The 12,430-nt window shown below is 66.0% G+C and carries 11 protein-coding genes; 3 read left to right on the forward strand and 8 right to left on the reverse strand.

Annotated elements, in window-relative coordinates; genetic code table 11:
• Positions 1–11 precede the first annotated feature (11 nt).
• Complete coding sequence (locus tag AC5P9W_RS15305) at positions 12–1,130, reverse strand: NHL repeat-containing protein (protein WP_197575794.1); 1,119 nt, start codon at positions 1,128–1,130, stop codon at positions 12–14.
• On the reverse strand, positions 1,127–3,640 hold the full coding sequence (locus AC5P9W_RS15310) for a TonB-dependent receptor (RefSeq protein ID WP_478433068.1): 2,514 nt from the start codon (positions 3,638–3,640) through the stop codon (positions 1,127–1,129). Before AC5P9W_RS15310 ends, AC5P9W_RS15305 begins: the two co-directional genes overlap by 4 nt.
• Before the next feature lie 218 nt (positions 3,641–3,858).
• Here AC5P9W_RS15310 and upp point away from each other — a divergent pair, with 218 nt between their 5' ends.
• Positions 3,859–4,491 (forward strand): uracil phosphoribosyltransferase, encoded by a 633-nt coding sequence (upp, locus tag AC5P9W_RS15315; protein WP_495219348.1) that lies wholly within the window; start codon positions 3,859–3,861, stop codon positions 4,489–4,491.
• Between the two features lie 186 nt (positions 4,492–4,677).
• Positions 4,678–4,971, forward strand: a complete 294-nt coding sequence (locus AC5P9W_RS15320; RefSeq protein WP_019661214.1) for a PsiF family protein — start codon at positions 4,678–4,680, stop codon at positions 4,969–4,971.
• Between the two features lie 40 nt (positions 4,972–5,011).
• Here the strand turns inward: AC5P9W_RS15320 and AC5P9W_RS15325 are convergent, their stop codons facing one another.
• From AC5P9W_RS15325 to rsmD, 6 genes are all read right to left on the reverse strand, one after another.
• Entirely contained in the window at positions 5,012–5,899 is an 888-nt protein-coding gene (locus AC5P9W_RS15325) for an MBL fold metallo-hydrolase (protein ID WP_019661213.1), read from the reverse strand.
• Between the two features lie 119 nt (positions 5,900–6,018).
• Positions 6,019–7,749: a gamma-glutamyltransferase gene (ggt, locus tag AC5P9W_RS15330; protein ID WP_495219349.1), complete on the reverse strand. Its 1,731-nt coding sequence runs from the start codon at positions 7,747–7,749 to the stop codon at positions 6,019–6,021.
• Positions 7,746–8,027 carry a YfhL family 4Fe-4S dicluster ferredoxin gene (locus AC5P9W_RS15335; RefSeq protein WP_010484376.1) on the reverse strand — a complete coding sequence of 94 codons (282 nt, stop codon included), beginning with the start codon at positions 8,025–8,027 and terminating at the stop codon, positions 7,746–7,748. Before AC5P9W_RS15335 ends, ggt begins: the two co-directional genes overlap by 4 nt.
• Positions 8,028–8,159: 132 nt before the next feature.
• A complete protein-coding gene (locus tag AC5P9W_RS15340) occupies positions 8,160–8,651 on the reverse strand; it encodes a hypothetical protein (RefSeq protein WP_010484374.1) in 492 nt (163 codons plus the stop codon).
• Between the two features lie 60 nt (positions 8,652–8,711).
• The gene (gene coaD, locus AC5P9W_RS15345) at positions 8,712–9,221 is read right to left on the reverse strand and encodes a pantetheine-phosphate adenylyltransferase (protein ID WP_005416145.1); all 510 of its coding nucleotides are present in this window, start codon (positions 9,219–9,221) and stop codon (positions 8,712–8,714) included.
• A gap of 26 nt (positions 9,222–9,247) precedes the next feature.
• Positions 9,248–9,826 (reverse strand): 16S rRNA (guanine(966)-N(2))-methyltransferase RsmD, encoded by a 579-nt coding sequence (gene rsmD, locus AC5P9W_RS15350; RefSeq protein ID WP_019661211.1) that lies wholly within the window; start codon positions 9,824–9,826, stop codon positions 9,248–9,250.
• 648 nt (positions 9,827–10,474) lie between these two features.
• On the opposite strand from rsmD, the gene htpG reads away from it, so the two are divergent.
• Positions 10,475–12,367 (forward strand): molecular chaperone HtpG, encoded by a 1,893-nt coding sequence (htpG, locus tag AC5P9W_RS15355; RefSeq protein ID WP_058980285.1) that lies wholly within the window; start codon positions 10,475–10,477, stop codon positions 12,365–12,367.
• Positions 12,368–12,430 lie beyond the last annotated feature (63 nt).

Consider the following 12,430-nt stretch of genomic DNA (forward strand, 5'->3'; position numbering starts at 1 on the left):
GCAGTGCCGGCTCATGCACCACACTCCAGCGGTAGCGCCAGCTGCTTGGCGATGCTCTCCCAGTCGAAGGCCACCACGCCCTGGTCGTCGTGCACGGCGTACAGCGCACCATGCGGGAAGCGCGCGCTGGGTTGCTGCATCATCCAGATGCCATCGGTGTTGGCCACGGTATTGCCCTGGAACGCGCCGACCGGTTTCAGCGTGTGCCGGTCGAACAGGTGGAACACGCTGCGCTGCTTGCCCTGTTCGGTGGTGATCCACCAGCCGTCCTTGCCACAGGTGCGCAGGGTCACGCCTTCGGCCTGTGCCTTGAACACGTCGCGGCCGAAGGTGGTGCCGGTAAAGCGGCCCGCCAGGGTGTAGACCTTGAACTCGCTGGCGTAGCTCTCGTCCTCTTCGGCGATCAGCAGGCGGTCGTTCTCGGGATCGCCCCAGATCGACTCGACCACGCGCAGCGCACCGGCCTCGGTGGTGTCACCGATGCTGGCGACAAGCTTCGCGTCGACCTTCGCGCCATTGCGGGACACGTGGTACTGGCGCACGCGCTTGTCCAGCTCGGCCAGCGGCGGCAGGATGTCACGCCCCTGCGCATCCTCGCCGTTGTCCCAGGAGTCGGTGACGTAGACGCTGTAGCCATCGGCACGGCGGTCGACCCACAGCCCGTACGGCTTGCGCAGGTCGTCGGCAGCGAACGTCGCCAGCGGCGTGAAGTCCGGCAGGCTCAGCACCTGCACACGGTGATTGTCGCGCTCCACGATCCACAGCAGGTCGTCGATCACCGCGATGCCGTTTGGGCGGTCGAACTGCCCCGGTGCGGTGCCGCTGCTGCCGACGTCACGCAGGTGCTGCCCGGTGCTGCCGTCGTAAACCACCAGCTTGTCAGTGGCCTTGGCGGTGGCGATCAGCCACAGCGCGCCGTCCGGCGCGCGCCAGGCTGCAGGCGAGTCGATGTTGTCGGCCGGGGTCATCGGTGACAGGAAGGCCTCGGCGATGGTGGTCACCACGCGCTCGTCCACGGCGGCCGGCGCGGCTACTCCCGCAACCGGATCGGTGCCGGTGGCCGGCGTGCAGCCGGCGACCAGCGCGGCTGCCAGCGCAGCGGCCAGGACGGTGAAGCCACGCCCCCTCACAGCGCCACCTTCAGGCCCAGCGCATAGGTGCGGCCGTACTCTTCCATCTGCAGGGTGCGCGAACGGGTGCCCTGGTAAAGCTCCAATGGCTTGTCCAGCAGGTTCTGCGCTTCGAAGTACACGCTCACGCGCGGGGTGAATTTGTAGTCAAGCGAGAAATCGAGCTGGGTGTTGGGTGCCACGTAGATGTCGAACGCGCGGCCCTTGCCGATGCTGTCCAGATACTCGCTGCGGTACACGGCCGCCAGGCGCGTGCTTACACCATACTTTTCATAGCCGATGTGTGCGCTGTAGACATGCTTGGAAGCGCGCGGCAGCGTGAAGTCCTCGCCCGCACGGTCCTTGATGCCGGCATCGAACTCGGTATCCAGCCAGGTGCCACTGGCGCCGACCAGCAGGCCATCCAGGCCCTCCGGCAGGAAGGCCAGCTGCTGCTGCCAATTGAATTCGGCACCACGCACGGTGGCCTTGCGGCCATTGATCGGTTGGGTCACGTCGTATCCGCCGTAGGCCGGATCATTGGTGCGCACGGTCTCCACGATGTAACCGTCGATCGATTTATGGAACAGGCCCAGCGAAACGATGCCACTGCTGCCGATGTACTTCTCCACCGAGAGGTCGATGTTCTTCGACTCGTACGGGTCCAGGTCCGGGTTGCCCAGGCGCACTTCCTCGTCACCCCGGCTGTAACCCACGCGCGGCGAAACGTCGCCGAAGGACGGGCGCGAAACGGTCTTGTTGGCCGAGGCGCGCAGCACCCAGTCATCGGCCGCGTCATAGCGCAGGTGCAGGCCCGGCAGCACGTTGGTGTAGCTGCTGTTGGCCACGCGCGGGGCAACGGTGAAGCTGCGGCCGTTGGCAGCGACGTCCACCTGGTTGCCGATCGCCTTGAACTGCGTGTTTTCCACGCGAACACCGCCGATGATGCGCAGTGCGCCCACGTCCCAGGTACCCATGGCATAGCTGGCGAAGATGTCCTCGCTTGCCACGTAATCCTCTTCCAGCGACGTCATCGCATTGCCACCGGCGTCCTGCGGGCGGGCGCTGTACTGGCCGCCGTTGGCAGCCCAATAGGCACGCATCGCGGGCGAATCCATGCCGTCACCGATATCGCCGTGGCGGTGTTCCGGCGAGGTGGTGGTCCAGCTCGACAGCGCCACCTTCGGGCCGACACGCAGTTCGCGCTCGTCCACATTCACATCGCGGTCGCGCCAGCGGCCCAGCAGGCCGAACTTGATGCTGCTGCTGTCGCCGTCGAAGCGCACGTTGACCTGCGCGCTGTGTTCCTTGTCATTCACCTGCTTCGGCGAGATCACGAAACGATCGAACGCGTAGTTGGCATTGTCCAGCCACTGCGGATTGTCGAAGCTGTAGCTGGGCAGGCGGCTGCGCTGGTCCAGCGTGCCGTTGAAGGCCTTTCCGTTGAGCTTGAAGCGCGCCTCCATCTCGTCATTTACCCGCTCTTCGGTACGGGTGTAGCCGATCCGGTAATCGACCACGGCATTGGTCAACTTGTTCTCGCCGCCCAGGCTGGCCGCGAAGGTGTTTTCCTTCTTGGTGCGATAGCGCATGCGCTTGTCGATGGAATCCTTCGGCATGCCGTCCAGGCGGTACTGGTCGGTGCCGGTCTTGACCATCTTCGCGTCATCGAAGTTGAAGATCACGCGCTGACGGGTCTCCGCATCATCGAACTGACTGTACAGCGTGCGCAGGTAGTACTTGCTGTTTTCGTTCGGCCGCCAGTCGAGGTTGAGGTTGGCGCCGATGCGCTTGCGCTCGATCTCGTACTTGCGGTGCTGCAGGTTGATCGCGGTGACGTCGCCAGGTACGGCGTCATCCTCGCCGTCGTACTCCACTTCGGTGTTGTCCGACTCGAACTTCCGCTTCTGGTAGTTCACGCCCAGGGCCACGCCGAAGGTGTCGTTGAACACTTCGCTGTAGTTGAAGGCGGCCTTGGGGCTGGTCTCGCCGGACAACTGCTGGTGGCTGCCTTCGATCTTGCCACGCAGGCTGCGACCGTCGCGGTCGAAGGCCGAGGCTGATTCCACCAGTACGGCGCCGCCGATGGCATCACCGGGCATGTCCGGGGTCGGCGACTTGACCACGCGCAGGCGTTCGGTGGAGTCGGACGGGATAACGTCCAGCGGCGCGGCGCGGCTGGAATCTTCCGGCGTGCCGACGGCGATGCCATCCACGCTGACGCTGTTGAGATTGGCATCCAGGCCGCGGATGACCACGAAGCGGCCCTCGCCCTGGTCGCGGGTCACGCTGATGCCCGGCAGGCGCTGCAGCGACTCGGCCACGTTCTTGTCCGGGTACTGGCCCAGTGCGTCGGAGGACACTGCATCCTCGATGGCGTCGCTGCTGCGCTTGAGATCGACTGCGCGGATCTGCGACTCGAGCTGGGCGCGTACTTCGATGCGGTCCAGGTCGACCGCGTCGGCGGCCACGGCGCCGGTGGCGGCTACCGCCTGCTGCCCGGCCGCCTGCAGCGGTGCTGCGGCCCCCATTGCCAGGGTCAGGGTGATGGCAACGGCCAACGGAGTCTTGATATGCACTGGGAATCCCCATTCCTGTTAAGAATGGGTCTGCACGATATGTCCGCAAGGTTGCATGGCCATGACATGCACCTGCACATTTCCGGTCACGCCGCTCCGGGGCCGGTTTGGGATTCGACACGCCAATCCGGCAAAATGGCCTCCTCTCTCTCCTTTCACCCTTCCCGACCATGAAGATCGTCGAAGTGCGCCACCCGCTGGTGCAGCACAAGATCGGCCTGATGCGCAATGCCGCGCTCAGCACCAAGGATTTCCGCGAACTGGCCAACGAGCTGGGTACCCTGCTGGCCTACGAGGCCACCGCCGACCTGGACACCGAGCCGCACACCCTGCCCGGCTGGGCCGGCCCGGTGACGGTTCAGCGCATTGCCGGCGCCAAGATCACCGTGGTGCCGATCCTGCGTGCCGGCCTGGGCATGCTCAGCGGCGTGCTGTCGCTGATCCCGGCCGCCCGTGTCAGCGTGGTGGGCCTGCAGCGCGATGAGGAAACCCTGCAGCCGGTGCCCTACTTCGAGCGCCTGACCGGCCGCCTGGAAGAGCGCGACGCACTGATCCTCGACCCGATGCTGGCCACCGGCGGCACGCTGATCGCCACCATCGACATGCTCAAGCGCGCCGGCGCCCGTCGCATCAAGGGCATCTTCCTGGTGGCCGCGCCGGAAGGCATCGAAGCAGTCAAGGCCGTGCACCGGGACGTGGAGATCTACACCGCGGCCATCGATGCCCAGCTCAACGACAAGGGCTACATCCTGCCGGGCCTGGGCGACGCGGGCGACCGCATCTTCGGAACCCGCGTCGGGTAATCCCGGTGAACGGGTCGGATCCCTCTCCGCAGGAGAGGGCTCTGACCCGCCAACCACTCGCGGGCGCGCTTCGCCGCGGCACGTGAACGCCCGTGGACGCGGGCGTGGCCGACGCGTGATTCTTCACGTGGCCTTACCGGTCGGAAGCGAATGCTCCGCGCACCCGCCACCGCTTGGAGCATTTCGATGAAAGCCGCTTTCCTGCTGGCCGCCGTCCTGCTGGTTGGCCTGCCCCTGGCTGCCAACGCCACCACCCCGCAGCAGCAGCGCATGGCCGAATGTTCGGCCAAGAACAAGGGGCTGAAGGGTGATGCCTACAAGACCGCGCAGAGTTCCTGCCTCAGCGGCCACGCCGCCGAAACCAAGGCGGTCAATCCACAGCAGGAACGCATGCGCAAGTGCAATGCCGACGCGGGTGCGAAGAAGCTGGCAGGCGATGCGCGCAAGACCTTCATGAGCAGCTGCCTGAAGGCGTCGTAACGAGAGTGATGTAGAGCCGAGCCCACGCTCGGCTCTGCCGTTACCCCAGGGCGCGCGCCTTCAGCTCGCCCTGTTCGTGCAGGGTCACGAAACGTCCCTTGTCATCACGGCCCAGCTGCGCCAGCGCCACCTGCGGGTCGTGGGTGAAGAACAGCCGCACGTTGCGCGCCAGCTTGTCTTCAAGGAACTGCCGCTTCTCGTCGATCAGCAGCTCGGCGTTGCGGTCGTAGCCCATGGTGATCGGCACGTGTACCCATGAGCGCCCCGGGATCAGGTCGGCACAGAACACCACGCCACCGTGCGCATCTTCACCGGCATGCGCATGACCAACGATCTCGGCCAGCATCAGCCCCGGCGTATGCCCGTCGCTGTAGCTGAAGCGCACGCTGCGGCCAAGTGCCTTCGAGTACTCCCCCTCCACCACTTCCAGGCGGCCACTGGCCTGCAGCAGGCCGGGCAGCTCAGGAATGAAACTGGCCCGATCGCGCGGGTGTGGCTGCACGGCGCGCTGCCAGTGCTGCGCACCGACCACATAGGTTGCGTTGGGGAACAGCAGCTCGGGCTCGCGCCCTTCGCTCCATGCGGCAAGCAGACCACCGGCATGATCGAAATGCAGGTGGCTGAGCACCACCACGTCGATGTCCTCGTGCTCGAAACCTGCTTCGCGCAGTGAATCGATCAGCACGTGCTGGCTTTCCTGCACGCCGTAGCGCTCGCGCATGCGCGGATCGAAGAACGCCCCGATACCGGTTTCAAACAGCACGGTCTTGCCTTCCAGCGGACTGGCAAGCAGCGCGCGGCAGGCCAGCTCGATGCGATTGAGCTCGTCCGGTGCCGCCCATTTTTCCCACAACGCGCGCGGCGCGTTGCCGAACATCGCGCCGCCATCAAGGCGTTGCGAGTTTCCACGAATAGACCAGAGTTTCATGTGTCGATTATCGGCGCCGGACCGTTAAATAATCGCTAGAAAGCAAACGGAAAACCCCGCCGGCGAAGACGGGGTTTCGATATCCGCCGAGGTGCCGGCCAGTGGCCGGCACTCCCACGTCAATGGGCCGGCACGACCTGGGCACTGCCCACCGGATTGCGCGGGTCGCTGCCGCCGAACAGTCGGTTCGCCTTGCGGTCCCATTCCACGGTCTGCAGGTTGCCCCACACGTGGCTGGAACCGCGGCCGCCTGCGGCGACATTGCCCGGCAGGTCGATCTTGTGGCCCATCGCCTGCAGCTGCTTCACCGTCGCCGCGTCGAATGCATCGTCCTCAGCTTCGATCAGGTCCGGCAGCCACTGGTGGTGATAGCGCGGCAGCGCAGCAACCTGCTGCGCGTCCAGGCCGGCGTCGTAGCCGAGGATGCCCAGCAGCACCATGGTGATGATGCGGCTGCCACCCGGGGTGCCCAGCACGATCACCTTGTCGCTGTTTTCCATGAAGGTCGGCGTCATCGAGCTGAGCATGCGCTTGCCCGGCTTCGGCGCATTGGCCTCGTAGCCCATCACGCCGAATGCATTGGGCGTGCCTGGTTTCAGCGCGAAGTCGTCCATCTCGTTGTTCAGCAGCACGCCGGTGCCCTTCGGAATCAGGCCCGAGCCGTACAGCAGGTTGACGGTCTGGGTGGCGCCGACGCGGTTGCCGTCACGGTCGATGATCGAGAAGTGCGTGGTCTCGTCATCTTCCAGTGGCGTCGGGTTGCCCGACAGCAGGTCGCTGGGCGTGGCCTTCTCCGGATGGATGGTCGCGCGCAGGCCCTGCGCGTAGTCCTTGCTGGTCAGCACCTTCTGCGGGATCTGCACGAAGTCCGGATCGCCGAGGAAGAAGGTACGGTCGCGGTAGGCACGGCGCATCGATTCCACCACCAGGTGGGTGCGGTGCGCCGGGTCCATCTTCCTGATGTCCCAGCCTTCCAGGATCTGCAGCATGCTGGCCAGCGCGATGCCTCCGGATGACGGCGGCGGCGCGGTGGTGATCTTCCAGCCGTTGTAGTTGAACACGATCGGTTCGCGCTGCTTCACGCGATAACCGGCCAGCTCTTCAGCGGTCCAGTTGCCGCCGGCCTGCTTCACGCCGGCCAGCAACAGCTTTCCGGTCTGGCCCTTGTAGAAGCCATCGAAGCCACCCGCAGCCAGCCGCTCCAGCGTCTGCGCCAGTTCCGGCTGCCTGAACAGGTCTCCGGTAGTGATCGGCGTACCGTTACGCAGGTAGACCTCGCGCGTGCCGGGATAGCGCTCCATCACTTCACGGCGCGAGGCGTAGCCCTTGGCCATGCGCTCGTACACCGGGAAGCCTTCGCGTGCGATGCGGATGGCCGGCTGCAGCGAGGCCGACAACGGCAGCCTGCCGTGCCTGGCCGACAGTTCGACCAGCGCTGCAGGCAGGCCCGGGATGCCGGCCGACCAGGCGCCGTTGACCGAGCGGTCACGGTCCAGGTTGCCCTGCTTGTCGAGGAAGGCCTGCGGGGTCGCGGCGGCCGGCGCGGTCTCGCGCGCGTCCAGCATCACGTCCTTTCCGGTGGCCGCATCGTGCAGCAGGAAGAAGCCGCCACCGCCCAGACCGGAACTGATCGGCTCGACCACCGCCAGCGTGGACGACACCGCCACTGCAGCGTCGAAGGCGTTGCCGCCCTGGGCCAGGATGTCGATACCGGCCTGGGTGGCCAGCGCATGGCCGCTGGCAATGGCGGCGCCATCAGGGCGCTCGGCACGGACCGGGCTGCCGGCCCAGGCAATCGGGCTCAGCAGCAGGCCGAGCAGCAACAGGGGGCGGACGATCAGCGTCTTCATTCGGATGGGGGCTCCGCGTAGAGTTCGGGGTGATCGTGCTGCAGCTGGCGCAGCTTGGCCAGCAGCTGGTCTTCCGTTTCCACGATCTCCGGGTCCGGGTCGATGCACTCGACCGGGCAGACGACCACGCACTGTGGCTCGTCAAAATGACCGACGCATTCGGTACAGCGCGCAGGGTCGATCACGTAGATGGTTTCACCCATCGAAATGGCCTGGTTCGGGCAGGCCGGCTCGCAGACGTCGCAGTTGACGCAGAGCTCGTTGATTTTCAGCGACATGGCGATACTCCTCGCCCGCGCCTTGGGACAAAGGACCGGCCAGCGCGGGCGCGCGGGCCGGTCAGGTCATCAGCGGCACCCTTGCGGGGTGCCGCCCGGGCCATGCCGGAGCATGGCCGCCATGGCTCGGTATTACTTGGCTTCGACGAAAATGTACTCGGCGCCGGTCGGCTGGACCGCCGCCTGCACGCGGGCGTTGTCGGCCGACTGGCCGATGAAGACGACGCGCACGCCCTTCATCGAATCCGGCGCCACGTCCTTGAACACAGCCTGGATCATGTCAGCCATCTTGCCCGAGGCCGACGAACCGAAGGCCAGCATGTTGCCCGGCTGCACGCCACGGGCCACCGCCTGGGTCGCGCTCTCGGTCTGGCGCTCGTACTTGGCCTGGAAGTCCGGGTCCGATTCCGGCGAGAGGTAGTACAGGAACGGGCTGTTGCTGATGTTGCCCATGTTCTGGATGGCCACTTCCTGCAGGTACTTCTTCCAGCCGGCATCGTCATCCTTGGACGGCGCGACCAGGGCCTGCTTGGCCTCGTCGACAGGAGCGGCCTCTTCCTTCTTGCAGGCGGTGAAGGCCAGGGCCAACGAAGCGATCAGCATCGCGCGCATGGTGGTGTTCATGGGTTTCCTCCCGGAATGGTGCGTGGTGGTGTACGTAATGGGGTGCGGGTACAGCGGGGCTTACGACTGTGCCGCCTTCGCTTCGCGGACCTTGCGCAGGGCTTCGAGCACCGCGGCCGGCACGAAGCCGGACACGTCGCCACCCAGGCGGGCGATCTCGCGGACCAGCGAGGACGAAATGAAGCTGTGCTGCTCGGCCGGGGTCAGGAACAGGGTCTCGACCTCGGGGATCAGGTGGCGGTTCATGCTGGCCATCTGGAATTCGTATTCGAAGTCGGACACCGCGCGCAGGCCGCGCAGCAGCACCCCGCCCTGCACCGAACGTACGAAATGCGCCAGCAGGGTATCGAAGCCGATGACCTCGACATTGCCGTGATGGGCCAGGGCGCCGCGTGCCAGCTGCACGCGCTGCTCCAGCGGCAGCGCCGGGCCCTTGGACGGGCTCTGCGCCACGCCGACCACGACTTTTTCGAACAGCGGCGCGGCCCGGCTGACCAGGTCGATATGACCGTTGGTGATCGGATCGAATGTGCCGGGATACACGGCAATGCGGCGGTTGGCCACGGTCATGGGCGGGTGCAGATGTTCAGATGAGGTCAAAGTGTAGCAGTGGCGCGGCGGTACAGGGCAAAGCGCACCTCGCGGGTGCCGCCCTCGCGGTGCAGCAGCCAGTCCGGCGGCAGCACCGGCACGTGGCCGGCCGGCGATTCCAGGTACAGCCAGGCATCGGCGGCCAGGTGCCGCGGCAGCTGGGCCAGCACGTCCTGCCACAGGCCATCGGCGAACGGCGGGTCGATGAAGACCAGATCGGCCTGCTGCGCCTGCGCCCCTTGCAGCCAGCGCAGGGCATCGGCCTGCACCACGGTGATCTGGTCGCTGGCCTGCAGCCTGGTCACGGCGGCGGTCAGGTTGCGCCCCAGCTGAGCATCACGCTCGACCAGGGTGGCGTGAGCAGCGCCGCGCGAAACCGCCTCCAGGCCCAGCGCGCCACTGCCGGCGAACAGGTCCAGCACCCGCGCCCCGCCCAGCTTGGGCATCAGCCAGTTGAACAGGGTTTCGCGCACGCGGTCGCTGCTGGGTCGCAGCCCCGGCAGGGTCGGCACCGGCAGGCGGGTGTTGCGCCAGCGCCCGCCGATGATGCGGACCTGACCGTCATTGCCCCCACGGCCGCTCACCGGCGCCCCCGGCGGGAGGTATTCAAGAATTTCAGCATGAGTGGGATTGTAGTTCGGCCGGCCCGCGGCCGGCACCCGCAGAGGCCGAAGCGACAGCCAGAGCAACGGCAAAAGCTGGTTCCCTGGGGGTAGGCGGGGTAGGTCAGGCTGTGGGGGACGCCGTAAACCCGTCCATGGGGGCTTGGCCGCGGCATCCATGCCGCGGACACCCCCACAACCTGACCCACCCCGCCTTCGACAGTTTCCTGCGAGCTGTCGGAACGACTCTTGGGGTCAGATCCGTTTTCCTGCGGAAAACGGATCTGACCCAAGTTTTATTTCGATATCTGACAGATGTGTCGACCAAGGTCGACACCTACCAACAGCCGCGTGAACCTGTCAGAGGCGGGGCACTGTGGGTTCGCGGGGTGTGAGCCGCATGGATGCGGCGACCAAGGCTACATGGACGTACTTGCGCCGTCCCCGCGAACCCACAGTGCCCCGCCATCCCACGGAATGCCGCTCTGGCTCTGGCTTTGGCAGTTGCAGTTGCACTGGGCGGGTGCCGGGCGCAGCCCGGCCGACCAACCCCTTGATTTCGGGACAATCAGCCATACCCCTTGGCGAGGCCGCACGCGCTGGCGCGGCATTGCACATGGAGCCCTATCGATGACCGACACCATCCAGACCGAAACCCTTGGCTTCCAGACCGAAGTCAAGCAGCTGCTGCAGCTGATGATCCACTCGCTGTACTCCAACAAGGAAATCTTCCTCCGCGAGCTGGTCTCCAACGCCGCCGACGCCGCCGACAAGCTGCGCTTCGAGGCCCTGACCCAGCCGGCGCTGCTGGAAGGCGACAGCGAACTGCGCGTGCGCGTCAGCTTCGATCCCTCCGCCCACACCATCACCATCGACGACAACGGCATTGGCATGAGCCGCGCCGAAGCCATCGCCCACCTGGGCACGATTGCCAAGTCCGGCACCGGCGACTTCCTGCGCCAGCTGTCCGGCGACCAGAAGAAGGATTCGCAGCTGATCGGCCAGTTCGGCGTCGGCTTCTACAGCGCCTTCATCGTTGCCGACGAAGTGGAAGTGACCTCGCGCCGCGCCGGCCTGGCCGCAGGCGAAGGCGTGCGCTGGACCTCGCGCGGCGAAGGCGATTTCCAAGTGGCCACCGTCGACAAGGCCGAGCGCGGTACCCGCATCGTGCTGCACCTCAAGGACGGCGAGCACGGCTTCGCCGATGGCTGGCGCCTGCGCAGCATCCTCAAGAAGTACTCGGACCATATCGGCCTGCCGATCCAGATGCCGAAGGAAGGTGGCGAAGAAGGCGCCGCGGCCGAATGGGAAACCGTCAACCGTGCCAGCGCGCTGTGGACCCGTCCGCGCACCGAGATCAGCGACGCCGAGTACACCGAGTTCTACAAGCACGTTGCACACGATCACAGCGATCCGCTGGCGTGGAGCCACAACAAGGTCGAAGGCAAGCTGGAGTACACCTCGCTGCTGTACGTGCCTGGCCGCGCGCCGTTCGACCTGTATCACCGTGATGCGCCCAAGGGCCTGAAGCTGTATGTGCAGCGCGTGTTCGTGATGGACCAGGCCGAGCAGTTCCTGCCGCTGTACCTGCGCTTCATCAAGGGCGTGGTCGATTCCAACGACCTTTCGCTGAACGTCTCGCGCGAGATCCTGCAGTCCGGCCCGGTCATCGATTCGATGAAGGCCGCGCTGACCAAGCGTTCGCTGGACATGCTGGAAAAGCTGGCCACCGACAAGCCGGAGCAGTACGCCACGTTCTGGAAGGAATTCGGCCAGGTGCTGAAGGAAGGCCCGGCCGAGGACTACAACAATCGTGAGAAGGTGGCCGGGCTGCTGCGCTTCGCCTCCACTCGTGGCGACGGCGATGCACAGACTGTGTCGCTGGCCGATTACCTCGGCCGCATGAGCGAAGGCCAGGACAAGATCTACTACCTCACCGGCGAGAGCTACAGCCAGGTGCGCAACAGTCCGCACCTGGAAGTGTTCCGCAAGAAGGGCGTGGAAGTGCTGCTGCTGACCGACCGCATCGACGAGTGGCTGATGGGCTACCTGACCGATTTCGACGGCAAGGGCTTCGTCGACATCGCCCGCGGCGACCTCGACCTGGGCGCGCTGGAAACCGAAGCGGACAAGCAGGAACAGGAAGCGGCGGCCAAGGACAAGCAGGGCCTGGTCGAGCGCCTGAAGACGGTACTGGGCGATGACGTGGCCGACGTCCGCGTCTCGCACCGCCTGACCGATTCGCCGGCGGTGCTGGCCATCGGCGAGCAGGACCTGGGCCTGCAGATGCGCCAGATCCTCGAAGCCAGCGGGCAGAAGGTGCCGGACAGCAAGCCGGTGCTGGAGATCAATCCGGGCCATCCGCTGATCGCCAAGCTGGATGCAGAAGCCGACGGCGCACGCTTCGATGATCTCGGCCGGGTACTGTTCGACCAGGCCGCACTGGCCGCCGGTGACAGCCTGAAGGACCCCGGCGCCTATGTGGCGCGCCTGAACAAGCTGCTGCTGGAGTTGTCGGCCTGATCGAGGCGGTGGTCGCCGGGCATGGCCCGGCGATGCTCTGGTTGGTGCCAACCTTGGTTGGCA

It is taken from the genome of Stenotrophomonas sp. YJH_SMC_33 (assembly GCF_059372295.1).